Origin of the sequence: Myxococcus xanthus, from assembly GCF_006402735.1 — a bacterium.
Lineage (GTDB): Bacteria > Myxococcota > Myxococcia > Myxococcales > Myxococcaceae > Myxococcus > Myxococcus xanthus_A.
The window spans coordinates 7438158-7464537 of sequence record NZ_CP017174.1; the positions used below are offsets into that span (position 1 = coordinate 7438158).

Here is a 26380-nt window from a genome sequence, read left to right on the forward strand (position 1 = left end):
GGCAGCCGACCTCGCGTGTGGACTGTGATGGAGGCAGGGGACGTGGTAACCCTCCCGCACCACCGAATGCACATCATCCTGCTGCACAACCGCGACCACGACCTCCTCGAGGACGACCCTGGGCGGGAGGCCCGGGAGGATGTGGTCCGTGTCGTCTCCTCCATGGCGGACGCCCTCAACCGGGGCGATACCCTGGTCGAACCGCTCGCCATCGAAGGTGACCGGTTCGACTTCGTGGACACCCTGCGCCGGCGCCAGCCGGACCTGGTCGTCAACCTCTGCGAATCGTTGGCGGCCGACAGCCGGGGCGAGATGGCCGTCCCCTGCCTGCTGGACGCGCTGGGGCTGGCCTACACGGGCTCGAGCGCGCTGTCCCTGGGCCTGGCGCTGCACAAGCCCAAGGCGAAGGAAGTCCTCGCCGCGCGCGGCGTGTCCACCCCGCCCTTCCGCGTGGTGGAGCGACTGGAGGATGCGCTGGCGGTGGACCTGCCCTGGCCGCTCATCGTCAAGCCCGCGCGCGAAGACGCCAGCATGGGCGTGACGTCGGAGTCCGTGGTGCACGAGCGCGCCGCGCTGGTCCGCGCCTGTGACGCGGTGCTCCGCGAGTTTCATCAGCCGGCCCTGGTGGAGCAGTTCATCCCCGGGCGGGAAATCTATGTGCCGCTGCTCGGCAACCGGCCGCGCCAGGCGCTGCCCCTGACGGAAATCGTCTTCGGTCGTACGTTCGAGGACAGACCCAACATCGTCTCCTACAACGCCAAGTGGGAGGCGGCGTCGGCGGAGTATCGGGACACCACCAGCGGATTGTGCCGGCTGGACGCGAACCTGGAGTCCCGTTGCGTGCAGGTTGCGCTGGAAGCCTTTGCAGCACTGGACTGTCAGGACTATGGACGGGTCGACCTCCGGGTATCCCCGGAGGGCGTGCCCTACGTCATCGACATCAACCCCAACTGCGACCTTCATCCGAGCGCGGGGTTCGCCAAGGCCGCCCTGGCCGCCGGAATGGACTATCCGGCCCTGGCGTCCCGGCTCGTGGAGGTCGCGCTCGAGAGAGCACATGGACATCCGTCCCATCGAAGAAAAGGATCGGGCGCCAATCGCCGCCCTGATTCGAAAGATCGAAACCTTCTCGCCGCAGGAGGTTGAGGTCGCCATCGAGCTGGCGAACACCACGCTCACGCCGGGCAACACGGACTACGCCATCATCGTCGCGGACCGCGGCGGCGAGCTCGTGGGCTACGTCTGCTACGGCCCCACGCCGATGACGGAGGACACCTATGACTTGTACTGGATTGCGTCCGCACCGGAAGTTCGCGGTCAGGGCGTAGGCGCGGCGCTGGTCTCCGCCATGGAGGGCGACCTGCGCCGCCGCAACGGACGCCTCATCCGCGTGGAGACGAGCGCCACCGAGGCCTACGGCCCCACGCGCGGCTTCTACGCCTCCATGAAGTACGGCGAGGAGGCCCGCATCCGGGACTTCTACAAGGTGGGGGACGACCTCATCATCCTCACCAAGCGGCTGTAGTCCCCGCGCCGCCAGGCCGGGCGGGTGAAGACAACGGCCCCTTCCCTCGTTAGAAGGGGCACGATGACTCGCACGCACCGACCGACCTTGCTGGCCCTCGTGCCCCTGTGCGCCCTGCTGGTGGGCGCACCGTCCGCGCTCGCGAGGGCGCCCGCCCCGGCGGCCAAGGCCGCTGCCACCCAGGCTCCCGTCTCCGACGTGGTGAAGGCCGCCCGGCCCAAGGGCGGCGAGTACTTCGGCCTGTACCTCATGGACAAGAAGGTCGGCTGGCTCTTCACCGACCTGGAAGTCCTGCCGGGCCAGCCCGCACGGGTGAAGACGACCAACCAGCTCGTCTTCAAGGCCATGGTGGGCTCGCGCGTGTCGGAGCGCATGCATGACGAGGAGCGCATCTACGAGGCGAAGCCCGGTGGGCGCCTGCTGTCCTTCGTCGTGAAGCAGACGGGTGATGGCGGCACGCAGACGCTGGAGGGCACGGCCACCGCGAACGGCTTCCAGGTGGTGCGCAAGCGCCCGGGCCGCCCCGACGAGACGCTGCCCAAGCTGCCGCCGACGAAGGAGCGAGTGGAGGACGCCGACCCGCCGCGTGTGGCGCTGCTGCGCAAGGCGAAGGTGACGGGCTTCTCGTTGGATGGAATGGACCTGGAGTCCTACGGCCTCTCCACCACCGTGGAGCCCGAGGAGCAGCGGACCATCAACGGCGTGCAGGTGAAGCTGGGCAAGGCCGTCACCGTGTCGGAGAAGGAGAAGGTCCCCGTCGTCTCGTACATCACCCAGCGCGGGGAGATGGTGCTGGTGGACTACGGCACGACGATGCAGGCCCGGAAGGAGACGGAGGCCGTCGCGAAGCGGCTGGACCTGGTGGAAGTCTTCGGCCTCACCCGCGTGGTGCTGCCCAAGCCGCTGCCCGAGTCCGCTCGCACCGTGCCCGGCAACGTCACGCTGGTGGTGCAGGGCCTGCCCGCGAAGTTCCAGGAGCAGACGTACCGCCAGCAGTTCAAGCCGCAGCCGGACGGCAGCGTGGAAGTGACGCTGTCCGCCGCCGCGCCCAAGGCGCGCAAGCCCCTGCCGCTGAAGGACCCGGAGGGCGGAGAGAATCTCAAGTCCACCCTCGTGGTGGAGAGCGAAGCGCCGGCCATCCGCGAGCTGGCGAAGCAGATTGTGGGGACGGAGAAGGACGCGTACCGCATCGCCCAGAAGGTGAACACCTGGGTGTACTCCAACCTGGAGAAGGACTACGGCGCCAGCGCGGACCGGGCCACGGACGTGCTGAGCCAGAAGAAGGGCGACTGCACGGAGCACTCGCTCCTGTCGGTGGCGCTGCTGCGCGCGGCGGGAGTGCCCGCCCGGCGCGTGGACGGCGTCATCTACATGGTGAACCAGGACGGCGTGCCCGCCCTCTACTGGCACGAATGGGTGGAGGCCTTCGTGGGCGAGTGGACCCAACTGGACCCCACCTTCAACCAGGTGGTGGCGGACGCGACCCACTTCGCCTTCGGCAAGGAAGGCAACGCCGAAATCACGCCGCTCATCGGCGCGCTGAAGGTGACGGCCGTCAAGTAACGCAGGCCGCGCCGGCCCCTGCTCAGGGGCCGGTGAGCGCCGCCAGCCGCTGGGCCAACACGTCCGGCTCGGTGACGGGCAGCTCGCAGACGAAGCCCCGGCACAGGTAGGCGGCGGCCCGTCCCTTCACGGGCTCACGTCCTTCGAAAGTCCCTTGCAGCAACGCAGGCACGGGCTGCCCTGGTGCCTTCCAGGCCAGCGCCACCGTGGGCGCGAAGGCACGGTCCATGGCGGCCCGCAGCGGCGCCACGTCGTCGGACGCGCCCGCGACGGTGACGGACGCCGCGCCCTCCAGCAGCGCATCCGCCGCCAGGCCCAGGTAGCCGTAGCCCATGGCGTTTCGCACGAGCCCGTCGTGCATCCGCGCCACGTAGCGCTCCGGCAGCTCCAGGTGCTGCTTGTCACCCGTGAGCGCCGCCAGCTCCACCTGCGCCTCCGTCAGCGTGGAGGCGCCGGACGGGAAGGCGTTGTCGAAGAGGCCATACGTCGCCACCACCAGGTCCTTCTGTCCCCGGGGCGCGGTGAGGTACGCCGCCTTCTCCGAATCCCAGAAGAGGTCCACGGCCCGGCGCACCAGCGCGTCCGCCGCCTCCAGGTACTTCACGTCGAAGGTGGCCTGGTAGAGCGCGGTGAGGCCCGAGGCCAGGTCGCCGTAGTCCTCCAGGAAGCCGTCGATGCGCGCCTGTCCCTCCTGGTACGAGCGCGCCAGCCGCGTCCCGTCCCACGCCTTCTCCAGCACGAAGTCCGCGGCGTCCGCCGCCCACTTCGCCCACTCCGGCTTGCCGAAGACACGTGAGGCCAACGCGAGCCCGCGAATCATGAGCCCGTTCCATCCCGACAGCAGCTTGTCATCCCGGCCCGGCTTCACCCGCCGCTCCCGCACGTCGAAGAGCGTCTGCTTCGCCGCGGCCAGCTCGCGCTCCACGGCGTCTTCGGAGACGCCGCGCTCCCGCGCCAGCTCCGACACGGGCACCACCACCTCCAGCACCGTGGCGCCGTGCTCGAAGTTGCCGCCGGGCTTGATGCCGAAGTGGCGCAGCACCAGCTCCGCCTGCCCTTCCGGCAAGGCCGCGCGGACCTCCTCCGGGCGCCAGACGAAGAACTTCCCCTCCTCGCCCTCGCTGTCAGCGTCCTGCGCCGCGTAGAAGCCGCCACCCACGTCGGTCATCTCGCGGCGAACGTAGGCCACCGTCTCCTCCACCACCTTGCGCCACAGCGGGCGAGGCTCCACCTGCTGCGCCTGCGCGTAGAGGTGCAGGAGCTGCGCGTTGTCGTAGAGCATCTTCTCGAAGTGGGGCACCAGCCAGCGCTCGTCCACCGAGTACCGGTGGAAGCCGCCTCCCAACTGGTCATAGATGCCGCCCAGGGCCATGCGCTCCAACGTCAGGAACACCGCGTCCTTCAACGGCGCGCCCCCGCCTCTTCGCCATGCGCGCAGCATCAGCGCGAAGTTCATCGGGTTGGGGAACTTGGGCGCGCCGCCGAAGCCTCCGTGGACCGCGTCCACCTGCTTCGCCATGCGCTGGCCCATGCCCACCACGTCCGCCGCCGTCAGCACGGCGGGCGCGGCCTCCAGCCCGTAGGTGGCCAGCTCCCCGAGCCCCTCCTCGAACTGGGCCGACTGCCGCTGCACCTCGTCCTGCTTGTTCTCCCACGCGTCCCGCAGCGCCATCAGCAGCCGGGGGAAGCCCGGGCGGCCATAGCGGTCCTGCGGCGGGAAGTAGGTGCCGCCGTAGAAGGGCTTCAGGTCTGGCGTGAGGAACACCGTGAGCGGCCAGCCGCCCCCCTGCCCCATGAGCTGCACCACGCCTTGATAAATCTGGTCCAGGTCTGGCCGCTCCTCGCGGTCCACCTTGATGTTGATGAAACCCTCGTTCATCAGCCGGGCCGTCTCGGGTGACTCGAACGACTCGTGCGCCATGACGTGGCACCAGTGACAGGCGGAGTAGCCCACGGACAGCAGGATGGGCTTGTTCTCCGCCTTCGCCTTCGCGAGCGCCTCTTCCCCCCAGGGAAACCAGTCCACGGGGTTGTGTGCGTGTTGGCGCAGATACGGAGAGGGTTCCCGGGCCAGACGATTGGAAGTGTCAGCTGACGGAGGGGGCGTGGCCATCGGGACTCCAGGAAGAGGAATTGCTGTCGAGATACGAACCCGCGTGAGGGCGGGCAAGCCGAAAGCACTGGAGGGATGGTGGTCAACAGAGGGGCGGACGGAGTAGGTCGCCACCGTGTCTCCGCCGTCTCCCGCCGTCCAACGTCCCGCCTCGACGGGACTCAGTCTGAAGACCTGCGTGGCGCTGCTCGGCGTGGCGATGGGGGCGCGGCTCGCCCTGGTGCTGGGCACGGATGTCTACTTCGACACCGCCTATTACTGGCAATGGGCCCGCAAGCTCGACTGGGGCTACTTCGACCACCCACCCTTGGTGGCATGGCACATCGCCCTGCTGGGCATCGAGGGCACGGCGATGCTGTGCGGCGTGGGGACGGTGGCCGCGGTGTGGCGGCTGGCACGCGACGTCCATGGTGACACGGCGACAGCCTGGCGAGCGGCGGCGCTGTGGAGCGCCGTCCCCGCGGGCGCCGTGGCGGGAGTATGGCCCACGCCTGACTCCCCCCTGCTCCTGTTCTGGACGCTGACCCTGTGGGCCCTGTGGCGGGAGCGATGGGTGGTGGCGGGACTGGCTGGAGGGTGCGCCCTGCTGTCGAAGTACCCGGCCGTGCTGCTGGGCGTGGCGTTCCTCATCACCGCGGTGCGAGCGCGGCGCATGCCTTGGGGCGCGTGGCGCACGGCGACGCTGGCGGGCGCCGTCTTCGCGCCGGTGGTGTTCTGGAACGCGGGCCATGACTGGGTGGGCTTCGCCTTCCAGCTCAGCCATGGCCTGGGACGCGATTGGCGCAGCAGTTGGCACACCTTCGGCGAGTTCCTCGCGGGCCAGCTCGCCCTGGGAGGACCGGTGCTCTTTCCCCTCGCGCTGGTGTACGGCGTGCGCGGTCCGCGCGAGCACTTCCTGCTGCGCATGGCGGCCTGCGTCCCCCTGCTCTTCTTCGGCTACGCGTCGCTGCGCACAAGGGGGGAGGCCAACTGGCCGTCCGCGGCGTACATCGCGGCCTGCGTGGGCGTGGCGGGCATGCGGCCGCTCTGGCAGCGCGCGGCGGCGTTCAGCGGGCTGGCGGTGGTGCTGGTGATGGGCTCGCACCTGCTCTTCCCCTTGCTCCACTTCCGCCGGGATACGGCGCTATGGCGGACGCACGGATGGAGCGTGCTGCGCGAGCTGGCCACACCGCAGCGGCTGTTCCCGGACCTGTCGCCCGACGGCGTGGCCGCCGTGTACGCGCCCAACTACCAACTGGCGTCCCAGGTGGCCTACTACGCGCGGCGGCTCACGAAGACAGGGGCTCCGGCCCGCTTCAGTCAGTACGACCTCTGGTCCGCCCCGGACGTGACGCCCGGACACGACGTGCTGTGGGTGAGCGAGGGAGGGCCTCAGCCTCCCGAGGACCTGGCCTCTCGCTTCACCGCGCTGGAAGGCCCCGTGGAGCTCTTCGGCGACTTCCATGGACGCCGGTTGCACACCTTCCAGGTGTGGCGACTGCGAGCGCGAAAGCCCTGAGCGTCGACTCCGGGGACCTCCGTGTCCCAGCCAACGGGCCTTGTTCACCGACGGGCAGTCTGGTCCCCTGCCTTTGACGGTGCCACGGGTGAGCCATAGGTTGCCGGCTCCAGGTGCGTTGGTGGAGCCGGTCTCTCCCAGGGGCCCGCGGACCTGCTTCCAGGAGGGGCTTGCCGTGACGCACGCATTCCAATCCCCTGCCGCGCCGGATGACGTGGCCCGGATGAACCGCTCCCGGCGGCTCGTGGTGGAGGCGCTGGGGTGTGGCCTGCTCGTGGTGGCCCTGGAGGGTGCCCACCACGGCGCCGAGCACCTGGGCGTGAGCGCCACGGATGGACGTCTCTTCATGTCCCTGGCGGCGGGCGCGGTACTGGCATGCCTGGCCTTCGTGCTTCAGCCGCTCACGGGCGCGCACTTCAATCCCGCGCTCACCTTCGCGGATGCGCTCGAAGACGGCACCCCGTGGCGTGACGTTCCCCTGTACGTGCTGGCCCAGGTGGGAGGCGCCGTCGCGGGCCGGTTGGTGGCCCACGTCATGTGCCATGAGCCGATGCTCGTCGCCGCGCGTGAGCCCGCGGCCAGCTCGGCGCAGTTCGTCACGGAGCTGGTGTCCACCTTCGGGTTGCTCGTCATGGTGCGCGGCTGCGTGCGGAATCGCCCCGCTGCGATTCCTCTGGTGGTCGCCGGCTATCTGGCCGCCACCGTCTGGTTCACCGACTCCCGTGCCCTGGCGAATCCGGCGCTCATCCTCGCCCGGGCGTTCAGCACCCGCCCCAGCGCCATGCACCCCATGGATGTGGAGTCCATCATCGCCGCGCAGTTGCTGGGCGCCGCGCTCGCGGTGCTGCTCTTCCGCTGGTTGCAGCGGGCGCCGCGAATGAAGCAGGCCCGCGTCTGGTCCATCGTCTTCGAATGCTCACAGCCGGAGGTCGCGCAGCAGGCCGTGGGCATCTTCAACCACCTGGCCTCGCCGCAGCGCGCACGGGCCACGGCGCAATGGCGCGCCAGCGAGGACACGGACCTGCCACCGCTCATCATCCGGCTGGTGCTCGCGGGCGAATCCCCCGCGCCATCGCAGCTCGGCGGTGTCTCCTGGCAACTGCCAGTCTCCGCCGACGCGGTGACCACCGAGGAACCCCGGCTCCGCGCGGAGCTCCGAGCCCCCATCCACCAACTCCTCCGAAACCGGGGATGGCTGCGGCTCTACGCTGTCGGCGACGCGGCGCGGGAAGGTCCGGGCGGGCCGCGGCCCTAAGCCAGCCGGCGGTGACGCGCCCGGAACAGGCCGTCGTACAGGCCCAGGAAGAGGTGCCCGCCCAGCGCCAGGCCCTGCTCAATCTCGGCCGCCCCCGCCTCCGTCTCGTAGGGCACATCGAGCTGCCGGTAGAAGCCTTCCGCGTGCTCCTCGTCGAGGTCCGCGTGCGTGGGGTAGTGCACCACCTCGCCATGCTGGAGCCAGCCCCGCGCGACGATGCCGCGTCCCAGTTCCAGGGAGATGCCACTGAACAGGTCCTCGATGATGCCGAACACGGCCAGCCCGGTGAGCGGCCCCTCGAACGCGGCGATGCCCGTGAGTGCGACGTTGAAGGCACGCACCTCCGGCCATGTCCCATGTCGCTCCGCGCGAGCCGTCTCAACTCCCAGGCGCGCGAGGAGCAAGTGGAACGTGCGTTCGTGGCCGTGAGCCAACGTGCCGCGGCCGTGCTCGTCGAAGATGTTCTCCACCAGCGGCAACCGCTGGTTGGGATGTGGCAGACGGCTGACGAGCATCGCCATGGGCCTGGAGAAGTGCGCCACCGCGGAGAAGAACTGGAGCTGCGTCTCGACGAAGTCCTCCCGCGCGAAGGTGCCGTCTCTCAGCGCACACAGGTAGGGCGCGTCCAACGCGTTCCACGCCGCCTTGAGTCCGGCGATGTACTGACGCAGCTTCAGATTTCGGACGAGGGAAGGTGCACCCATGCTGGCGCTCTGACTGGAAAGGAGAGGTCGAGAGAATAGACGGTGCACACCGAATCCTGGGCGATGCCCACCTCACGCAGCCAGCGGACATGGTCCTCCAGCCGCTCGTCGATGCTGAAACAGGTGAGCGCCTCGCCCCCGCGCGCCGCCAACTCCACACCGCAGGTACGAAGGTACTCGCCCCAGCCGTGCGTCCAGGCTTCGGGCGGTGCCGCCAGGTGGACCAGTGGCCACGGGCGTCCCGTGGACAGCCGCTGAAGGTCCTTGTCCCCCGCCGTGGTGCACCACCCCGCCCCTTCCAGCGTCCTGGCGGGAGCGGGTCCCAGGCGGAGCCCCGCTCCCGTGGGACGCGGGGGCGCACGCCGGGTATCCAACGCCTCGAGCCGCGAGGGCGGTACGAAGTAGAGCGCGAGCCGGCTCGCCGGACGTCCCATGCGCAGCGGGTTCCAGCCTCGGGCGATACGCATCACGTCGCCCCGGGCGCCGCGCATGGCCGCGCCGTAGAGGAAACGAATCCGGCGCAGCGGGGGAATGAGGAAGAGGTGCTTGAGGCCCTGAAGCAGGAGCTTCGTGGAGAGCCCGGAGCCCCGCGCGTGCTTCGCCAGCTTGAGGTCGCAGATGTAGAGCGCGTCCACCTTTCGCGACCCGTGCCACACCGGACGCAAGACCCCCGTCACGGAACCGAGCAAGTCGTCGCCACGGAGCGCCAGAAGGAAGTACGCCTCTCCCATGGAGGAGAAGAACGGGTGGTACCCGGGCCCATGGTCGATGAAGAAGTGGTCGGCTCCATCCGCGAGCGGATAGAGGATTTCGCGCTCCAGCAGGCGCAGCCGCTCGACGTAGGGCCCGAGCGAGTCGGGCCGGGCAACGATGAAGCGCACGTCACTCATGGGCTGTCTGGCACGCGGAAGCCGACCTCGATGCGCTCGTAGAACAGGCTCCTGTCCCTGGCAAGCAACTCCGCGCCGAGCGCGTCATCGAACTCGAAGGCAGGCTGGAAGAAGCGGCGAAGGTCCCGGCGGTTGTTGAGCTGACGGATGAGGACGGCGCAACCGGGCCGCGCCTCACGCGCGAGTAAACCTGCCCACTCCGCCACCAGCGCGTCTTCCGACCAGTCGAAGATGTTGGAGAGCGAGATGACGTCGAAGCGGTCCAGGCGCGGCACATCCGGCAACGAGCCCTGGACGAGCGTCAGCGCCAGCGGGCCTTCGGCCCGGAGATACTCGGGGGCATCCTCACGCAGGTACCCGCCGAGCAGCACGTGCTGGAGGAAGGGATTTCGAGGCGCATCCTCGCGCTGGAGCCCGCGTTCGAAGACCGCCTGGAAATAGCCAGGATACGAGCCGGGCTCGGCATGTTGTGTCGCCGCGGGACCGAACATGGTGTTCAGCAGCGGCGCCGCCAGGGCCAGCTCGAAGGCCACGGGCCAGTAGGGCGAAGCGAACCAGCGGGCACAGACCTCCCGGCGTTGTGAGGCCGTGGTGGCCGGCGCGAAGAAGGCGGCGAGTTCATGCGCGGGCGCGACGAACTCCTCGATGAACCGGCGGAGCGTGCGGAAGAGCCCCTCGAATTCGCCGCGCTGATTCAGAGCCGTGGTGTCCTCCTCTTCCACGCTGTAACGCGCCAGCGGAAGGCGACCGAGCCCCTCCGCCTTCTCCCGGACATGCGCGAGCTGACGCGGGTTGAAATCGAAGCCCACCAGTTCGAGCGCTGGATGGCGCCGCGCCAGGGTGAGGAGTGTGCAACCTCCCGAGGCCACCGTGAGCACGGCCCGTGCCCGCGTGCGCTCGACGAGCGCCAGTTCCAGCGCGGCATCCTCCCGGACAACGGCGAACTTCAAGCGAAGGGGCGGCGTCGAAACCAAGCCAGGTTCCATGGCATGGTTCTACCTCGGAACCCCCATGCCGCTCGCGACAGAATCCCTCACCCCTTCGCAGTTGCGTGAATTGGAGCAGGTCGATGCGCGGCACGTTCCGCGGCTCGCCGTGTTCCTCCTGTTCTACCTCGGCGCGGCGGCGCTGTCCGTGGTGCTCGCGGCGCGGGACGCGGCCTGGACAGACTGGCTCGCTCGCGCCCCGCTGTACCTCATCGCCGCGGCGTCGTTGCATGGCATCAGCCTGTTCACCCACGAGGCCGTCCACGGTGGCCTCGCGCGGCGGCCCTGGTTGAACCGGCTGGGTGGCATCGCCTGCGCGCTCCCGGTGTTGCAGAACTACGCGGCCTACAAGGTGCTGCACCTGAAGCACCATGCCGACCTGGGCGGCGGGAAGGACCCGGACCACTACGCCAACTACACGGGTCGGCGCTGGCTGGAGCTGTTGATGCATGTGGGCCGGCTGCTGCTCGGTTACCCCGCGTACATCACGATGATTCCCATCCTGGGCTGGCGGCAGGGGACGGCCGCCGAGCGGCGATGGGTGCTGTTCGAGGTGGCGCTGGCCGTCGCGGGCCTGACGGCCGCGGTCATCTTCATCCCCGGACAGGTGCTGCTCCATGCATGGGCGATTCCGATGCTCCTCCTCAACACCCTGGTCAACGTCCGGGGCATGAGCCAGCACACCTTCCTGCCAGAGAGCACGCACCCGGTCCGAGGCTCCCGGACCATCCTGTCGAACCCGGTGACGCGCTTCTTCATGTGCAACGAGAACTACCACCTGGAGCACCACCTGTATCCCCGCGTGCCCTGGTACAACCTGCCCGAGCTGCACCGGACGCTGCGCGCGGACCTCGTCGCGCAGGGGGCCCCCTTCATCCCGTCCTACTTCTCGTTCGTACGCGGCGTCCTCTCCGGTTCGCTCATCCGAGGGGCGAAACCCGCCACGCCCAATGCCTGAGCGGCTGTACCCGCACGAAGTCCTGCTGGCGGCGTTCGGCATCACCCTCTCGACGGCGCTGGTGTTCGTCGCGGGAGTCTCCGCGGCCGTCACCGTGCAAGCGGTTGGCGGCACGGTGATGTTCATGGGCAGCGTGGCGCTGCTGGCGCGACTGGACGCAGTGGCCCATGTCTTCCGGGCGCGGCTGCTGCTCGCCTACCTCGCGACGTTCTTCTTCTATGCCTCCGTGAAGCAGGCCGTCCCCGCGCTGGGGCTCGTGACGCGTGACGCGTGGCTCCTGTCCGCTGACGTGTTCCTGTTCGGCATCACCCCGGCCGCATGGCTCCAGCGGTGGAGCACGCCCTGGGTCAGCGAGTTCTTCAGTGCCAGCTATCTGGCGTTCCACGGCTACCTGCACCTCGCCATGGCCTGGGCGCTGGTGGGGCCGCGTGCGCGGGCGGAGCGCTTCTTCATCGACGTCTTCTCCGCCTATGTCCCGGGCATCGCCGGCTACTACCTGATGCCCGCCGTCGGGCCCGTGGCCGCCTGGCCGGAGCTGTTCACCCTCCCCATTGAAGGTGGCTGGTTCACACAACTGAATGCCGCCGTCGTGGCGAGCGGCTCGTCCACCTACGACCTCTTCCCCAGCCTGCACACGTACATCACGCTGGTGCTGCTCGAACACGACCGGCGTCAGCACCCGTGGCGATTCCGTCTGATGGTGCCCGTCGCCGTGGCCATCCTCATGTCCACGCTGGTGCTGCGTTATCACTATGCCGTGGACCTGCTGGCGGGCGCCGTGTGGTTCATGGTGTTTCGCGCCTGCTTCCCCCGGCTCCAGGCGCGCTGGGAGGCGCGGACGGCGCTATCGAACCTGGCCCAGGCAGGACAGTGATTGGCCAGACGCCCCGCCCGTGAAAGATTTCAAATCCTCTCAGGAGAACTTCTCCACCATGCTGGTCGGCGCGAACCGCGTCCGGGTGGTGGGGCAGCGCAGCGCGGGCACCAACGGCAACATCACCAAGCTGGTGCTCCCGGACGGCTTCCGGTTCATGTACACCGGGATGGAAGTTCTTCGTCCCGACCGCCCCACATTCCATGGCGTGGGAATTGTCCCGGATGAAGAGATTGTGCCCACCACGGAAGACTTCGCGATGGGCAGAGACGCAGCGCTTTTGAAGGCCATCGACGTGCTCCAAGCACGCGAGCAGGCGCTTGCCGGAGTGAGTGCGAGCGGCGCCTTTCGATGCGGGCGTGTGCAGCGGCAGGATGGCGCTCCACACCCCGTGGAAAGGAGCAGTCATGAACTCACGTTTTCTTGCTGTCGCTGTCCTGGGTGCCGCGATGTTCACCGGCTGTGGTGAGCCGGAGCCCCCCCCTGAGACACCCGCCGGTGAAGGCGTCATCATCCCCTCAGCGGAGACGCAGGGAGGGTCCGCCACCGTCACTGCCGCCGCGTACTGCGACGACGTGACGACGTGGAATTCCGCGTGGGCGGCCCTGGAAGACCAGGTGCTCGTGCTCGTCAACGAGCACCGCGCCGCCGGAGCCGTCTGTGGCGGCGTGGCCAAGCCTCCCGCGCCCCCACTCAGCAACAACGCCCAGCTGCGGTGTGCGGCGCGCAAGCACTCCAAGGACATGGGCACCAACAACTTCATGAGCCACACGGGCTCGGACGGCTCCACGCCCTGGCAGCGGATGAACTGGGCGGGCTACACGTACCGCAACGCCGCGGAGAACGTCGCGGCCGGCTACTCCACGGCCCTGGCCGTGGTGAATGGCTGGATGACCAGCACCGGGCACTGCAACAACATCATGAACCCGGCGCTGCTGGAGATGGGCGTCGGCTACTTCAACGCGCCGAGCAGCACGTACCGGCACTACTGGACGCAGGCCTTCGGCCGGCAGTAACACCGGGATAGAATGCGCGGCCGGGCGCTCATCCAGGGCGCCCGGCTCGCCTCGCTCGTCATGGACCTCGTCCTGCTATTCGTCGGTCTCATCAAGGTGGTGTTCGGCGGCCTCGTCGCCGCGCTGGGCATCTGGCTCGCGCTGCGTGGACTGAGCCGCATCCTCGGCGCCAACCCCGTGGAGGAGCTGCGCCAGGGCAACGTTGCCGCCTGCCTCGTCCACGCCTCCAGCATGGTGTCACTGGGGCTGCTGGTGCAGCACGCGGTGCAGGCCACGTCGGACGCGCTGGACCTCACCGTGCAGAATCCGCCCCTGCATCTGCTGGTCGTCGGCCGCCTGGTCGCGGTGGCCGTCCTGCACGTGGGGCTGTCACTGGGCGTGGGCGTCACGGTGCTCGGCACGGGTGTGCTGCTGTTCGACCGGATGACGCCGGGCATCGACGAGCTGGCGGAAGTGCGCAAGGGCAACGTCGCGGCGGCGCTCATCCTCTCCGCCATCCTGCTGGTCCTGGCGCTGCTGACCGCCCCGGGCCTCCAGGCGGCGCTCAACGGGCTCATCCCCTTCCCCCAGCTCCCTGAAGGGACGCTGCGCGCGCCCGCGTGAAGACGTTCTTCAAATGGATGCTCGGCGTGGTGGGCCTCGCCAGCTGCATCTGCTGCTGCGGCCTGGGCACGCTGGGCCATCTGGCGGGCATGGACATCGCGCCACCGGAGCCCGGCCATCCCAGCGGCGCCCGCGCGGTGGATTTGGGACTGGTGCTGCTCCCGCCGGGCACCTCACCGCAGCGGGCCCGTGACTACGACTGGCGAGCGGACAGCATCCAGCCCCCCGAGCACCACGTCTCCTACGGCCTGGGGACGGCGCTGGCGCAGACCCTGGCGGATGAACACGCGGCGCTGGGCCGCCGGCTGAACTACCGCTCATTGGGCAGGGAGCGCTTCTCGTTCAACGCACCGCCCGGCTGTAGCGCCGACATGCGCTGCATCTACGAGGAACTGATGCGAACCAACGCCGAGCCCGTGCGGAGGCTGGGTGACACGTTCGTCGCCTCCATCCGCGAGCGGAGGCTGGATGCCGCGCAGGCCACGCAGCTCATCGTCGGCTTCGTGCAGCGCATCGACTACGAACTGCCGGAGCACGAGGCCTTCGGCATCGTCCCACCGGCGCTGGTCCCCGCCGAGAATCGCGGCGACTGCGACTCCAAGGCGGTGCTCGCGGTGATGCTGCTGCGGCAGGCGGGAATCGACGCGGTGGTGCTGTACTCCGACCCGCTGTCCCACGCGGCGGTGGGCGTGGGGCTGCCCGGCAAGGGCACGGCGCTGCGCTACGCCGGGCGCAGCTACCTGTACGCGGAGGTCACCTCCCCGGGCTGGCCGCTGGGCATGATTCCGCCCCAATACGACAAGCCCCGGCTGTGGAAGGTGCTGCCCTTGAACGGGGGGCCGGACACGGCGGGCTGACGCCCCTGGGCCTCAGTCCGCCTCGGCGCCTGGCGCCGCGAGCAGGCCCTGCACCAGGTGCTCGTAGGCCTCCTTCATCGGCAGCTCGGAGTCGACCTTGAGCCGCCGCCGGAGTGTCTGGGTCCGCCGGCCATCCCGTGGGTCCACGCCCTCCTTCTGGTACGCCTCCCACCACACCCCGCTTCCACGCCGTTGCCACAGGGGCACGTCGTTGAAGTTGATGCCTCGCTGGAAGAGCAGCTCGTTCTTGTAGCTCACGGGCTTGCCGTCCAGCTCACGGGTGGCCTGCGCCGCGCTCCGGCCCTCCTTGCGCAGCGTCCAGTAGCACCAGCCATGCAGCGAACACCGGCTGCCGTCCGCCTGTCGCCAGAGGAAGTAGTCCAGCACCGCGCGCTCCGAGGCGCCCAGCCATGCCCGGCCGTCGAACACCGCCGGGACACCCGCCGCATGCGTGAAGGTTGCGCTGGCCAGGCCCGCCGCCAGGGACACGACCTTCTCGACGGAGCGGTCGAAGAGCGCCCAGTCCGGCCGGAAGAGCACGGAGATTTCGTCGCTCTGCGTGTAGGCGTAGACGCCTTGGAGTTCCTCCAGCATCACGCTGGCGGTGCGCACCATGAACTGGTGGAACACCGGGTCGAAGGGCTTCTCGTAGCGGGCCTCGGTGAAGCGCGAGAAGCCCCGCCCATCCACGCGCAGCACCACCCAGGCGCCCGGCAGCATGCGCTGGCCGTGGAACACCTCGCCCTGCCTTGCTCGCGCCGCCAGTTCCTCAGGGTCCATCGGGTTCCTCCATCCAGGGTTGGACGCGAATGCCACCGTCGGCGGCCAGCGTCACGTAGAACAGTGCGTCGAAGCCCTCCTCGAGCCGGGGCCGCTCGAGTTGCTTCACGGTGGCGCGCAACGCCACCTCCGGCACCCGGGCACGCCCTTCACGCAAGGCATTGCGCGCCAGGCAGTCCTCCAGCTTCGACGCGAAGTAGTAGCCAATGATTCGGGCCTGGTACTCGCGCCCCAGGGCGATGAGGGGCGCGCGCACGTCCGCGGAGGGATTGGTGTTGTCCACCACCACCGGCCGGCCCGCCGCCAGCGCCTCCGCGATGTAGCGGCGCTGGCGGGCCTCCTTGCGAACGGCGTGAGGCCACAAGTCCTTGCTGACGTGCACGTGCGTGGCCGCGAAACGCTGCCGGTAGAGGCTGCTCTTGCCCGAGCCCTGCAAGCCAACGAAGAGAACCAGGTCCATGACGTGCGGCTCCGGACGCCTCCGATTGAGAGGGGCTGACAGCGATGGCCCCAGCCATAACGCTGCCACGCGAAAAAGACAGTCAACCCGACGAATCTGTCGCGTCCGCAGTGTCATCCCAACGTCACGAATGCCTGTCATTCCAATGAATTCCCAGACTTGGGCATGCATTGACACATTCCGCTTAAGCAGACTAACAAGCACGTCTCGTTTTTCGAGGATTCAAGCGTCGTGCAGCACGGAAGTCCCTCTCAAGGAGACACCGCCATGCGTATGCCGTCCTCGTTGTCCCCGCTGTCCCTCCTGGCCCTCGGTTGGGGCTTGTCCGCGCCAGTCACGGCGCTCGCCGCGAACACGCCGGACCTGCGCCCCGGCGTCATCCGGAGCACCGCGGCGCTGGGCCCCGCCCGGGTCCTCACCGGTGCCGAGGCGGAGAAGGCTCGCCTCGTCACGGGCATCGACCGTGCGGCGAGCGGCACGTATGCCCTTGCCACGGGCGCCGGGCATGTCTTCCACCGGACGGCCCAGCCCATCCATGCGTTGAAGACGCTCGACGTGCCGCGTGCGTCGGTCCAGCTCCACACCTGGCAGGAAGAGACGGCGGACGGCAGGCGCCAGGACTTCTTCGCCTACAGTCAGGGCGGCGTGGCGTTGCTGGGCCGCGTGCAGCCGACCGAGTACCTGGTGCGGCTGGAGCACGCGCGCTTCGACCCGCTGAAGGGCGCACAGCCCCTGGTCGCCGGCCTGCTCACCGCGGACGCAAGCAACACGCTGCACCTGGTGCAGTTCCAAGCCACGCCCCTGCCGGAGTACCGCGACGCCATCAAGGCCGCGGGGGGCAAGGTGCTGCGCTTCCTCACGGACCACACCTTCCTCGTGGAGATGAACGCCAGCACGCACAAGCGCGTCGCCGGGCTGCCCTACGTCCGCTGGGTGGGCGCGTACCATCCGGAGTACCGGGTGGAAGGCGTGCTGCGCGAGTCCCTCCAGGGCCGCGCGTTGAAGCTGGAGCCGCAGCGCTACTCCATCATGGTGGGCGAGCGCGGCGCGGCGCGGCAGGGCGAGGTCGCCTCGCTGGTCCGCACGCTGGGCGGCACGGTGGAGCTCATCGAGGCGGGCGGCCTGCGCGTGGAGGCCACCCTCACCCAGTCCCAGCTGGAGCGGCTGGTGCGCTCCAATGCCGTGCAGTACGTCGACCGCTGGGGCGGTCCGGGTGAGCTCGACAACAACAACGTCCGCGACGTGGGCGGCGCGACCTACCTTGAAGGCGTGGAGGGCTTCACGGGTCAGGGCGTCCGCGGCGAAATCTTCGACACCGAGCTACGCACCACGCACCAGGAGTGGGCAACCCCGCCGCTCATCCACAGCACGTCCACCACGGGCAGCTTCCACGGCACCGCCTGCTACAGCATCAACTTCGCCCGAGGCGTGGACGCGAACGCACGCGGCCTGATTCCGTCCGGACAGGGCATCTTCTACCGCTACAACGAGTCCTCCCAGTTCGGCGGCCCCAAGTCCCGCTACGACATCAACCGGGAGCTCATCGACCCAGCCGGGCCGTACCGCGCCGTGTTCCAGACATCCAGCGTGGGCAGTGCGCAGGTGACGGGCTACACGACCATCTCCGCGGAGGTGGATGACTACCTGTTCCAGTACCCCATCCTCAGCACGCAGTCGCAGAGCAACACCGGCAACCAGAACTCGCGGCCACAGGCGTGGGCGAAGAACATCGTGTCCGTGGGTGGCATGTACCACTACGACGACGCCAGCCGCGGGAATGACCGGTGGAACGGCGGCGCCAGCGTGGGCCCGGCGGCGGACGGCCGCCTCAAGCCGGACCTGTCGTACTACTACGACCTCATCCGCTCCGCGTCGAACACCAGCAACACGTCCTACACCAACTTCGGTGGTACCAGCGCGGCCACGCCGCAGACGTCGGGGCACTTCGGCCTGCTGTTCCAGATGTGGCACGAGGGCGTCTGGGCGGGCTTCGGTGGTGGCGCGGATGTCTTCGCCAGCCGTCCGAAGATGGCCACGGCGAAGGCGCTGATGATCAACATGGCGCATCGCTACAACTGGCTCGCGGGTGGCTCCAACGGCGACCTGACGCGCGCGCGGCAGGGCTGGGGCACCGCGGACGTGAGGCGCCTGTATGACCGCGCCGCCGTGACGAGCATCATCAACGAGACGGACACCCTGCTCCCGCTCGGCACGAACACGTACAACGTCACCGTGGCTCCCGGGGAGACGGAGCTCAACGTCACCATGGTCTACACCGACCCCGCCGGCACGGTGGGCGCGGCGCACGCCCGAATCAACGACCTGTCGCTGCGCGTGACGTCCCCCACCGGCGTCGTCTACTGGGGCAACAACGGCCTGACGGCGAGCAACGTCTCCACGCCGGGCGGTGTGTCGAACACGGTGGATACGGTGGAGAACGTGTTCCTCGCCACCCCCGCCGCCGGCACGTGGACCGTGGAGGTGATTGGTGACGAAATCATCGAGGACACGAATCTGGCGACTCGCGTGCTGGACGCGACCTACGCGCTGGTCGTGAGCGGCGGCAAGATTTAGTAGGCCAGGGTTGAGCTGACGCAGGCGCCGGGCCGGTGTTCCCTTCGTGGGAGTGCCGGCCCGGACTGTTTCTGGAGGGCTACCGCGAGCCGCTCGTACGCCGTGCCAGAAGTTTCGGCGTCACAGGGTGCTCGCGGAGGAGTTCGATGAGCAGGGGCTGGAGCTGCTTGCGGATGGCCTCTTCCAGTCCTGGGATGGCCAGCAACTCCTTGGTGGGGCCCGCGAACGCCATCTGCCTCCGGGGTCCACTCACGGCGACGATAGCCGTCAGTCCCTGCGCCACCCGATCCCAGGGGAATGCCCCCCGCGTCTCACCTGAGAGCTTCGCCAGTGCACCCCGGAGCGCCTGAGTGACGCCCTTCACGTGTGCGCCATGCCGCACGGTCCGCACGGCGTTGGCAAATGACAGCAACGTGCTGCCCTCGTCTTCGCACCACTGCAATGCACACTGGACACGCAGTCCGTCCCACGTGAAATCGAAGGCGATCGGCTCGGGGTGGAGACGCGTCCTCGCCTCCGTGAGGACGTGAGCCCACTGCGCCACACCGCCAGGCAAGTGCCACAGCGTGCGCTCCTCCCGCTGGAGGTCCACGAAAGCAACGCGCAGCCCGGGAGCGAGCGCCGCCAGCTCGCTACAGCGCCGGGAAAGGCGCTCCCGGTCGAAGGCGAGCACCTCGAAGATGGTGGCGTCTGGAACGAAGTGGAGACGTATTCCTCTTTCCGCGGAGACGGGCATCGGCGCCATCGGCGTCACCTCAGACACGTCTCCCTGAGGACGGCCATGCTCGCCCATCAAGCGCCACTGACGCCCCTCCGCCCAGATGTCCACCTGGTAGCGTGACGACAGGGCGAGAGATACGACGAGCATGCTGTCCCAGAACAGCCCCACTTCCAGTGGCTGCCCCAAGAATCGCTTCCCTTCCACCACGGGGACCACATCACCGATAGGTACCGTACGGCTGGTAGAGAAGAGGGCAATGGAGTTGTCCCCGCCCAGCTCCAACACCACGTCTCCGCACTGCCCAAGGATCGCCTCTTCGAGAACCGACTCCAGGAGGAAATAGACGAGGTGATGCAGCCCGAGTTCGCCCGTGTCGCCACAGTACATGCCAGGACGCTTGCGCATCGCATCGAGGATGTCGGTGGGTGGCACCATCCCGACACTCTACTCTGGCCTCGATTGCCCATCCCGTGGACACGAGAGTCCTCGTCCCACTGGCTCCGGCCCCGCCCCAATGGCATGACAGGCCCATGGCCCGTGACGTCTCCTTCTTCGACCAGCTCGGCTCGCTCCTCGCCCAGGAACGCGAGGCCGAGAAAGCCCGCCTGGCCGCGCTCGCCCAGAGCCTCACGCTGCATGAGCGCGAGGAGCACGGCCTGTCCGTCCTGGACCTGGAGTCCATCGAGGAAGAGGTCGGCCTGGGAGGCCGCTTCCTCGTCACCCTGGGCCGCGCGGACCGCCGCCCTCTGCCCACCCGGCTGCACAACGGTGACCTGGTGGCCGTGCTGCCCCGCCGCGCGGAGGTGAAGGAGCCCGCCCGCGCCCTCATCTCCCGTGCCACCGCCACGCGCATCCAGCTCGCCTTCGACCGCTCCCCGCCGCCCTACGTCCACGAGGGCCTCCTGCGCCTGGACGTCGTCCCCAACGACGTCACCTATGACCGGCTGCGCGCCGGGCTCCAGCGCATCAAGGCCCTGGACAAGGGCGCCGAGCGGCACAAGCGCGAGGTCGTCCTGGGCAACGAGCCGCCCCGCTTCGACAAGCCCCGCGAGTTCGAGCCCACCCGCCCCCTCAACCCCGAACAACAGGACGCCACCGCCCGCGCGCTCGCCGCCGAGGACTTCTTCCTGGTCCACGGCCCCCCGGGCACCGGCAAGTCCACCGTGCTGGCCGAGGTCGCCGCCCAGGCCGTGGCGGACGGCAAGCGCCTGTTGTGCACCGCCGCCAGCAACGCCGCCGTGGACCACCTGTTGGACTTGTGCCTGGACAAGGGCCTGCGCGCCATCCGCGTGGGTCACCCCGCCCGCGTGGCCGCGCGGCTCCAGGAGCACACCCTGGACATCGTCGTGGAGTCCCACCCGGACCGCGCCGTCTCCCGCGACCTCTTCGACGAGGCCTTCTCCCTGCTGGGCTACGCGCGCCGCCAGCGCAACCAGGGTCGCAGCCGCGAGCGCTTCGCCAACGCCCGCGCGTCCACCTCGGAAGCCAAGGGCATGCTCGACGAGGCCCGCGCCCTGGAGCGCAAGGCCGTGAAGTCCGTGCTCGCCAACGCGGACGTCATCTGCGTGACGCTCTCCAGCCTCGACTCCGGCGTGCTCTCTGGACAGCAGTTCGACCTGGCGCTGCTCGATGAAGCCACCCAGGCCACCGAGCCCCTGGCGCTGCTGGGCTTCCTGCGCGCGCCCCGCGTCATCCTCGCTGGCGACCCGCAGCAGCTACCGCCCACCGTCCTCTCCCAGGAGGCCGCGAAGGCCGGCCTGGGCGTGAGCCTCTTCGAGCGATTGCTCAAGGACCACGGCGAGGGCGTCAAACGCATGCTGCGCGAGCAGTACCGGATGAACGCGCGCATCATGGATTTCCCCTCGCGGGAGATGTACGGCGGCGAGCTTCGCGCCCACCCCTCCATCGCGGACCGCACGATGGACGCCGTCCTCACGCCCGGCGCGGACGTGGATGCGCCCCCCGTGCTCTACCTGGACACCGCGGGCAAGGGCTTCGACGAAGAAGTCGAGCCCACCACGCGAAGCCTCTTCAACCCCGGCGAGGCTGGACTGGTGGAGGCCCGCGTGCGCGCCCTGCTCGCCGCCGGACTGGCGCCCCGAGAGCTGGCGGTGATTACCCCCTACAGCGCCCAGGCCCATCAGCTCCGCGAGCGCATCGAGGCGCTCAGCCCGGAGGTGGAGGTCGACACCGTCGACGCGTTCCAGGGCCGGGAGAAGGACGCCATCATCGTCTCCCTCACCCGCTCCAACAGCGAGGGGCAGCTCGGCTTCCTCACGGACCTGCGCCGCATGAACGTGGCCCTCACCCGCGCCCGCCGCCACCTCTTCGTCGTGGGCGACTCCGCCACCCTCAGCGGGCACCCCTTCTACGCGCGCTTCGTCGAGGGCACCCAGGCCAGCGGCGGCTACCGCTCCGCCTGGGAATGGCCCGACGCCCAGGACACCTGACACCTCGGGTTGTAACAGGGTAAAGGCAGACCCGCCCTGGGGCACTACGCAATCTATGCGAGGCTTTCCGGCCAAAATTGTCGCAACTGTGCACAATTTTTGTCACCCAGCTCGACAGGCGAGGCGGTGCAGTGCCGGAAATTCGGGCCTTTGAGGCCTCTCTCCTGTGCGGCATGAAACATGCTCTTCCCCGCGGCGGGGAGGAACCGCCACATGTCCCAGCAGGCGAATGTTACGAAGGAAAACGATGTCTGGGTTCTCCGTATCGAGAAGGACAACGGCAAGCAGCAGGAGTACCGCTGCGCCACCGAGAATCAGGCGCGCCAGCTCGCGATGATTCTCTCCCGGCCCGACACGGGTGGGCCGCCGCGGCAACCCGCCGGGCCCCGCTGAACGCGCGCCGCGCCCGGGCGTGGATGACGGTTCTCCCGGGCGCGTGAACCGGGTAAGGCACGGGGCAGGAGGCTCCCGTGTCCGACGCGCTCGAATCCCTCACTGTTGATGCCGAAGGCCTGGCGCTGCATGTCCGGCAGCGCCCCGCGCCCAACGCGCCCGCCGTGCTGTTCCTGCACGGATGGCTGGACCATTCCCACAGCTTCGATGCCCTCATCCCGCACCTGCCCCAGACATGGCGGCTGGTGCTGCTCGACTTCCGGGGCATGGGCCGCAGCGCCCACGTGGGCCCCGGCGCCACCTACCAGTTCAGCGACTACGCGCTCGACGTGGAGGCCACGTTGGACGGGCTGGGCCTGGACGCGGTGCACCTGGTGGGGCACTCGCTGGGCGGCATCGTCTCACAGGCCTACGCCGCCGCCCGCCCGGGGCGCGTGAAGAGCGTGACGCTCATCGAAAGCCTGGGCCCCGCTGGCGGGCCCGCGGAAGGCGCCCTGGGCCGGCTGCGCAGCGCCCTGGATGACGCGCGCCGCCCGCCCAACCGCAAGCGCTACCCCACCGTGGAGACCGCCGCGGCGCGGCTGCTGGAGAACAGCCCCACGCTGACGCAGGACGCGGCGCTGTACCTCGCCCGGCACGGGACGGAGCCCTACGAGGGCGGCTTCGCCTTCACCTTCGACCCGCGCCACCGCCGCCGCTTCGGCATGGGTTATGACGAGGCCCAGTGGATGGCGCTCCAGGCCGGCGTCACCTGCCCGCTGCAGCTCATCCTCGCCACCGGCGGGCTGCGCCACGATGAAGCCCTCATGCGCAACCGTACGCAGGCGCTCCAAACCCTCGCCCATCCACCGCTGCACCTCCCCGGCGGGCACCACGTCCACATGGAGCAGCCCGAAATGGTCGCGGAGGCGCTCATTCGCCTCGCCTCCTGATACTCACCTACACTTCCTCACCGACAGAAGGACGGGAAAGTCTTTCACCCTCCAGAGTATCGCCCTTCCTCTTTGCCAACCTGATGACACCCACATCACGCCAACTTCCTGAAATCAGGGAGACTCCCCCTCGCTCCCTGGGTTGGTACGCAAATTGATGGAGGTGCAGGGGGCGGATCACTCACCGGGCACGGGCCGGTGGGTGTGGGGAGAAGGGTGGGGAGCGGGCAATGAGGATGGGGCTGACAGGGCGTGGACTCACACTGGCGTTGCTCGTAACCGTCGGGACGGCGTGCCACGAGGGGATGGAGACCCGCGCGGTGCAGGCCACCGCGGTGGTGGACACGGACCTCCTCGACTTTGGCGATGTGCCCGTGGGCGAGTGGCGGGAGCGGAAGGTCCGCATCCGCAACGTCGGGTACGTGCCCTTCTCCGCCCTGGACGCGCTGGGTCTGGCCAACAACCCCTCCTACCAAGTGGAGCTGGGCGAAGGCGCCGAGCGGGTGCTGCCGGGCGAGTCCCACGTGGTGCACGTCCGCTTCCACCCGCTCACCGAAGGCCTGGCGACGGAGACGGTGCACGTCAAGACGGACGCCAACCAGGGCGCGGAAGCCCAGGTGCAGGTGATGGGCATGGGCACGCCCACCCCAATCGGCGTGGAGCCGTCCTTCCTGGACTACGAGACGCTCGAGGTGGACAGCGAGCGCACGCTGGAGGTCACGGTGACGAATCCCGTGGACCTGCCGCTGACGCTGACGGTGGTGGGCACGCACCCGGACCCTTTCTCCGCGGACACCCTCACCATCCCCCCACTGTCGTCGCGCAAGGTGAGCACCAGGTACCTGCCCCGCGCGCTGGGGAACATGGGCGCGCGCATGGAGATTCTCTCCTGTGAGGGCTGCACACCGTCCACCGTGGAGCTGAAGGGCAACTCGGTGGCCTCCGCCTTCGTGTTCGACCCGGCGCCCGTCCCCTTCGATTTGATTCCGGTGCATGAGCGCACGCAGTCGTACACACGCGCGCGCAACATCACCTGGCGCCCCGTCACCATCGAGCGGCTGGTGACCAGCGACCATGCCTTCGTGCCGATTTCCCGGCCGGAGGGTTCCCTCGTCGGCCCGGGCGAAGTCGTCGAGATGCAGATGGAGTTCGCGGCGCGCTTCTCCGGTCCCAACGTGGGCGACCTCACGGTGCACTACACGTCCGACAAGGCGCGCAATTCGCAAGTGATTCTGGACGCGCGCGGCGGCCGGCCCACGCTGGCGGTGACGCCGGTGTCGCTGGACTTCGGCGAGGTGCCGGTGGGCGGCAAGGTGGAGCGCGTCATCCGCATCTCCAACGCGGGCACCAACGGCCCCCTCCAGTTCATCGGCGTGGCGGCGGGCGGCGACAGTCCGCAGTTCAGCGTGGACGTGCCCACGCGCGGCACCGAGGCCTATCCGTGGAGCGGCGGCGTCTGGCCCGTGCTGGAGGCGACGCCCGGGCTGCCCATTGCCCCCGGCACCGACGCGCTGGAGCTGAAGGTCTACTTCGAGCCCACCGCGGCGGGCACGTGGACGGCCGCGCTGCGCGTGCGCTCGGATGACCTGTTCAACCCGGAGCGCGAAATCATCCTCACCGGCCGCTCGCGCCCCACCGCGCCGTGCGTGTACGAGTTGACGCCGCAGCCGGTGATGGACTTCGGCAACGTGACGCCGGGCCGGGGCGCGGTGCAGGGCTTCCACTTCCGCAACCCGGGCAGCGCCGAGTGCGCCGTGAAGAACATCCACATCAGCAACGATGGCGGCGGCGTCTTCTTCATGCCGGGCGGCCGGCTCACGGGTGGCGTGGTGCCGTACGACTCGGGCTTCAGCGCCATGGTGGCCTTCCGGCCGCAGGCGGAGGGTGACTTCACCGGCGAGCTGCAGTTGACGGTGAGCAACCCGGCCGCGCCCATGGTGCGCCTGCCCCTCAAGGGCGTGTCCCGGCAGAGCTGCCTGGTGGCGACGCCGTCCTTCGTGGACTTCGGCCCCATCCGCTACGACTGCGCCGCGGCGCCCCGGAAGACGTACGTGGCCAACCGGTGCGGCAGCCCCGTCACTGTGACGGGCGCGGACATCGGCAACGGCACCAGCCACCAGTTCTCGCTGGTGATGCCCATGACGGCGCCCGTCACGCTGGCGCCGGGCGCGGGCTTCGAGTTGGAGGTCGGCTACGCGCGCAACGTGCACGGCCAGCACTTCAGCCCGCTGTACCTGCGCACGCCCAATGAGCCTTCACCCTTGCTCGTGCCGCTGCTGGCGGAGACGAACCACGAGGGCATCCAGGTGGACCGCTTCACGCAGGGCGCCGACAGCCAACTGGACGTCCTCTTCGTGGTGTCCAACACCACCACCATGCAGCAGTACCAGGACCGGCTGAAGGCGGCGATTCCTCAGTGGCTGCAGGCGGCCCAGACGAACGGCGTGGACGTGCGCGTGGGCGTCACCAGCACGGGCCTGGTGGCCCGGGGTCCGCAGTGCGGCGGCGGCGCCAACGGCGGCGAGGCCGGGCGCCTCTTCCCGGTGGATGGCAGCCGGCCTCGCGTGGTCTCCGGCTCCAGCGCCACCGCGGCCGCGGCCATCCAGGCCAACCTGGGCGTGGGCATGTGCCACAACCTGGTGCAGGGCCTGGAGACGATGCGCCAGGCACTCTCCGCGCCCCTGTCCGAGCACATGGATGACCCGCGCACCCCGCAACCCAATGACGGCAACTCCGGCTTCGTCCGCGCGGCGGCCCGCATGGCGGTGGTGGTCCTGGCCGACGAGGACGACAACTCCGGCTTCGGTCCAGAGAGCTACATCCAGTTCCTCCAGACGATGAAGGGGACGGGCATGTCCCACCGCAGCCGGCTCTACGGGCTGGTGCCCACCGACGCCGGCTGCGCGACCGCGGGCAGTGGCTCGGCCCGCTTCACCGCCGTGGCCAACGGCACGGGGGGACAGGTGGCCAACATCTGCGGACAAAACTACGGCGGGCTGCTGGAGCAGGTCATCCAGGGCGCCGGGGAGCCGCAGGCGGACTTCCCGCTCACCGCGGCGCCCACGGGCCTGGGGGAGATGGGCGTGCGCGTCCAGGGCCAGCCGGTGCCCGCGACGCAGTGGGTCTACGACGCGGAGCAGAACGCCATCGTCTTCCAGCCGGGGGCCATCCCCCTGGCCGGCCAGTCGGTGGAGGTCCGCTACCGCAGCCTCTGCGCGGTCCCGTAGG

The 26380-nt window shown here is 69.2% G+C and carries 23 protein-coding genes; 16 read left to right on the forward strand and 7 right to left on the reverse strand.

From position 1 onward, the window contains the following. Nucleotides 1-66: 66 nt before the first annotated feature. From BHS09_RS30540 to BHS09_RS30550, 3 genes are all read left to right on the forward strand, one after another. Nucleotides 67-1146: a D-alanine--D-alanine ligase family protein gene (locus tag BHS09_RS30540; RefSeq protein ID WP_140796660.1), complete on the forward strand. Its 1080-nt coding sequence runs from the start codon at nt 67-69 to the stop codon at nt 1144-1146. Further along, nucleotides 1058-1525, forward strand: a complete 468-nt coding sequence (locus BHS09_RS30545; RefSeq protein WP_140794943.1) for a GNAT family N-acetyltransferase — start codon at nt 1058-1060, stop codon at nt 1523-1525. Before BHS09_RS30540 ends, BHS09_RS30545 begins: the two co-directional genes overlap by 89 nt. A gap of 63 nt (nt 1526-1588) precedes the next feature. Beyond that, nucleotides 1589-3088 (forward strand): transglutaminase-like domain-containing protein, encoded by a 1500-nt coding sequence (locus BHS09_RS30550; protein ID WP_174260601.1) that lies wholly within the window; start codon nt 1589-1591, stop codon nt 3086-3088. Nucleotides 3089-3110: 22 nt separating this feature from the next. Here the strand turns inward: BHS09_RS30550 and BHS09_RS30555 are convergent, their stop codons facing one another. Continuing rightward, entirely contained in the window at nt 3111-5201 is a 2091-nt protein-coding gene (locus tag BHS09_RS30555; RefSeq protein WP_140799773.1) for a thioredoxin domain-containing protein, read from the reverse strand. Nucleotides 5202-5400: 199 nt separating this feature from the next. On the opposite strand from BHS09_RS30555, the gene BHS09_RS30560 reads away from it, so the two are divergent. Both BHS09_RS30560 and BHS09_RS30565 read left to right on the forward strand, forming a co-directional pair. Beyond that, complete coding sequence (locus BHS09_RS30560; protein WP_335929706.1) at nt 5401-6699, forward strand: glycosyltransferase family 39 protein; 1299 nt, start codon at nt 5401-5403, stop codon at nt 6697-6699. 175 nt (nt 6700-6874) lie between these two features. Next, a complete protein-coding gene (locus tag BHS09_RS30565) occupies nt 6875-7954 on the forward strand; it encodes an aquaporin (RefSeq protein WP_140799774.1) in 1080 nt (359 codons plus the stop codon). Here BHS09_RS30565 and BHS09_RS30570 read toward each other — a convergent pair. Genes BHS09_RS30570 through BHS09_RS30580 form a run of 3 tightly spaced genes read right to left on the reverse strand, consistent with a single transcriptional unit; the run spans nt 7951 to nt 10534 of the window. Continuing rightward, nucleotides 7951-8658 (reverse strand): TenA family transcriptional regulator, encoded by a 708-nt coding sequence (locus BHS09_RS30570; RefSeq protein ID WP_140794947.1) that lies wholly within the window; start codon nt 8656-8658, stop codon nt 7951-7953. The two genes, BHS09_RS30565 and BHS09_RS30570, sit on opposite strands and share 4 nt — an antisense overlap. Continuing rightward, nucleotides 8628-9548, reverse strand: a complete 921-nt coding sequence (locus BHS09_RS30575) for a GNAT family N-acetyltransferase (RefSeq protein ID WP_140799775.1) — start codon at nt 9546-9548, stop codon at nt 8628-8630. Before BHS09_RS30575 ends, BHS09_RS30570 begins: the two co-directional genes overlap by 31 nt. Further along, nucleotides 9545-10534: a DUF3419 family protein gene (locus BHS09_RS30580; RefSeq protein ID WP_140799776.1), complete on the reverse strand. Its 990-nt coding sequence runs from the start codon at nt 10532-10534 to the stop codon at nt 9545-9547. The genes BHS09_RS30575 and BHS09_RS30580 overlap by 4 nt, the downstream gene beginning before the upstream one ends. Nucleotides 10535-10559: 25 nt before the next feature. Here BHS09_RS30580 and BHS09_RS30585 point away from each other — a divergent pair, with 25 nt between their 5' ends. From BHS09_RS30585 to BHS09_RS30610, 6 genes are read left to right on the forward strand one after another with little or no spacing between them, the layout of a single operon-like run. Next, a complete protein-coding gene (locus BHS09_RS30585; protein ID WP_237079914.1) occupies nt 10560-11492 on the forward strand; it encodes a fatty acid desaturase family protein in 933 nt (310 codons plus the stop codon). Beyond that, entirely contained in the window at nt 11485-12366 is an 882-nt protein-coding gene (locus BHS09_RS30590) for a phosphatase PAP2 family protein (protein ID WP_140799778.1), read from the forward strand. Before BHS09_RS30585 ends, BHS09_RS30590 begins: the two co-directional genes overlap by 8 nt. Nucleotides 12367-12385: 19 nt before the next feature. Then, nucleotides 12386-12835, forward strand: a complete 450-nt coding sequence (locus BHS09_RS30595; protein WP_174260468.1) for a S41 family peptidase — start codon at nt 12386-12388, stop codon at nt 12833-12835. Beyond that, nucleotides 12774-13382: a CAP domain-containing protein gene (locus BHS09_RS30600; RefSeq protein ID WP_237079915.1), complete on the forward strand. Its 609-nt coding sequence runs from the start codon at nt 12774-12776 to the stop codon at nt 13380-13382. The genes BHS09_RS30595 and BHS09_RS30600 overlap by 62 nt, the downstream gene beginning before the upstream one ends. A gap of 12 nt (nt 13383-13394) precedes the next feature. Further along, nucleotides 13395-13985 (forward strand): DUF350 domain-containing protein, encoded by a 591-nt coding sequence (locus BHS09_RS30605; protein ID WP_140794954.1) that lies wholly within the window; start codon nt 13395-13397, stop codon nt 13983-13985. Continuing rightward, nucleotides 13982-14842, forward strand: a complete 861-nt coding sequence (locus tag BHS09_RS30610; RefSeq protein WP_140799781.1) for a hypothetical protein — start codon at nt 13982-13984, stop codon at nt 14840-14842. Before BHS09_RS30605 ends, BHS09_RS30610 begins: the two co-directional genes overlap by 4 nt. 12 nt (nt 14843-14854) lie before the next feature. On the opposite strand, the gene BHS09_RS30615 is transcribed toward BHS09_RS30610, so the two are convergent. Both BHS09_RS30615 and BHS09_RS30620 read right to left on the reverse strand, forming a co-directional pair. Continuing rightward, nucleotides 14855-15622, reverse strand: a complete 768-nt coding sequence (locus tag BHS09_RS30615; protein ID WP_140794956.1) for a tRNA(His) guanylyltransferase Thg1 family protein — start codon at nt 15620-15622, stop codon at nt 14855-14857. Beyond that, nucleotides 15612-16082, reverse strand: a complete 471-nt coding sequence (locus tag BHS09_RS30620; RefSeq protein ID WP_140799782.1) for an ATP-binding protein — start codon at nt 16080-16082, stop codon at nt 15612-15614. The genes BHS09_RS30615 and BHS09_RS30620 overlap by 11 nt, the downstream gene beginning before the upstream one ends. Nucleotides 16083-16349: 267 nt before the next feature. Between BHS09_RS30620 and BHS09_RS30625 the strand changes: the two genes are divergently transcribed. Beyond that, nucleotides 16350-18656, forward strand: a complete 2307-nt coding sequence (locus tag BHS09_RS30625) for a S8 family serine peptidase (protein WP_140794958.1) — start codon at nt 16350-16352, stop codon at nt 18654-18656. A 79-nt stretch (nt 18657-18735) separates the two neighbouring features. Here BHS09_RS30625 and BHS09_RS30630 read toward each other — a convergent pair whose 3' ends face one another. Next, complete coding sequence (locus BHS09_RS30630; protein ID WP_140799783.1) at nt 18736-19812, reverse strand: DNA topoisomerase subunit B; 1077 nt, start codon at nt 19810-19812, stop codon at nt 18736-18738. A 95-nt stretch (nt 19813-19907) separates the two neighbouring features. Between BHS09_RS30630 and BHS09_RS30635 the strand changes: the two genes are divergently transcribed. From BHS09_RS30635 to BHS09_RS30650, 4 genes are all read left to right on the forward strand, one after another. Beyond that, the gene (locus tag BHS09_RS30635) at nt 19908-21827 is read left to right on the forward strand and encodes an AAA domain-containing protein (RefSeq protein ID WP_140799784.1); all 1920 of its coding nucleotides are present in this window, start codon (nt 19908-19910) and stop codon (nt 21825-21827) included. Between the two features lie 213 nt (nt 21828-22040). Then, nucleotides 22041-22220 carry a hypothetical protein gene (locus tag BHS09_RS30640; protein ID WP_225888111.1) on the forward strand — a complete coding sequence of 60 codons (180 nt, stop codon included), beginning with the start codon at nt 22041-22043 and terminating at the stop codon, nt 22218-22220. Nucleotides 22221-22297: 77 nt separating this feature from the next. Next, on the forward strand, nt 22298-23152 hold the full coding sequence (locus BHS09_RS30645; protein ID WP_140799785.1) for an alpha/beta hydrolase: 855 nt from the start codon (nt 22298-22300) through the stop codon (nt 23150-23152). Between the two features lie 230 nt (nt 23153-23382). Continuing rightward, on the forward strand, nt 23383-26379 hold the full coding sequence (locus BHS09_RS30650) for a choice-of-anchor D domain-containing protein (protein ID WP_140799786.1): 2997 nt from the start codon (nt 23383-23385) through the stop codon (nt 26377-26379). The last annotated feature ends 1 nt before the right edge of the window (nt 26380 follow it).

Bases quoted from the DNA above. Each gene is read 5' to 3' on its own strand.
- BHS09_RS30540 (WP_140796660.1), top strand. From the start codon at position 67: ATGCACATCATCCTGCTGCACAACCGCGACCACGACCTCCTCGAGGAC.
- BHS09_RS30545 (WP_140794943.1), top strand. From the start codon at position 1,058: ATGGACATCCGTCCCATCGAAGAAAAGGATCGGGCGCCAATCGCCGCC.
- BHS09_RS30550 (WP_174260601.1), top strand. From the start codon at position 1,589: ATGACTCGCACGCACCGACCGACCTTGCTGGCCCTCGTGCCCCTGTGC.
- BHS09_RS30555 (WP_140799773.1), bottom strand. From the start codon at position 5,201: ATGGCCACGCCCCCTCCGTCAGCTGACACTTCCAATCGTCTGGCCCGG.
- BHS09_RS30560 (WP_335929706.1), top strand. From the start codon at position 5,401: ATGGGGGCGCGGCTCGCCCTGGTGCTGGGCACGGATGTCTACTTCGAC.
- BHS09_RS30570 (WP_140794947.1), bottom strand. From the start codon at position 8,658: ATGGGTGCACCTTCCCTCGTCCGAAATCTGAAGCTGCGTCAGTACATC.
- BHS09_RS30575 (WP_140799775.1), bottom strand. From the start codon at position 9,548: ATGAGTGACGTGCGCTTCATCGTTGCCCGGCCCGACTCGCTCGGGCCC.
- BHS09_RS30580 (WP_140799776.1), bottom strand. From the start codon at position 10,534: ATGGAACCTGGCTTGGTTTCGACGCCGCCCCTTCGCTTGAAGTTCGCC.
- BHS09_RS30585 (WP_237079914.1), top strand. From the start codon at position 10,560: ATGCCGCTCGCGACAGAATCCCTCACCCCTTCGCAGTTGCGTGAATTG.
- BHS09_RS30590 (WP_140799778.1), top strand. From the start codon at position 11,485: ATGCCTGAGCGGCTGTACCCGCACGAAGTCCTGCTGGCGGCGTTCGGC.
- BHS09_RS30600 (WP_237079915.1), top strand. From the start codon at position 12,774: ATGAACTCACGTTTTCTTGCTGTCGCTGTCCTGGGTGCCGCGATGTTC.
- BHS09_RS30605 (WP_140794954.1), top strand. From the start codon at position 13,395: ATGCGCGGCCGGGCGCTCATCCAGGGCGCCCGGCTCGCCTCGCTCGTC.
- BHS09_RS30615 (WP_140794956.1), bottom strand. From the start codon at position 15,622: ATGGACCCTGAGGAACTGGCGGCGCGAGCAAGGCAGGGCGAGGTGTTC.
- BHS09_RS30620 (WP_140799782.1), bottom strand. From the start codon at position 16,082: ATGGACCTGGTTCTCTTCGTTGGCTTGCAGGGCTCGGGCAAGAGCAGC.
- BHS09_RS30625 (WP_140794958.1), top strand. From the start codon at position 16,350: ATGCGTATGCCGTCCTCGTTGTCCCCGCTGTCCCTCCTGGCCCTCGGT.
- BHS09_RS30630 (WP_140799783.1), bottom strand. From the start codon at position 19,812: ATGGTGCCACCCACCGACATCCTCGATGCGATGCGCAAGCGTCCTGGC.
- BHS09_RS30635 (WP_140799784.1), top strand. From the start codon at position 19,908: ATGGCCCGTGACGTCTCCTTCTTCGACCAGCTCGGCTCGCTCCTCGCC.
- BHS09_RS30640 (WP_225888111.1), top strand. From the start codon at position 22,041: ATGTCCCAGCAGGCGAATGTTACGAAGGAAAACGATGTCTGGGTTCTC.
- BHS09_RS30650 (WP_140799786.1), top strand. From the start codon at position 23,383: ATGAGGATGGGGCTGACAGGGCGTGGACTCACACTGGCGTTGCTCGTA.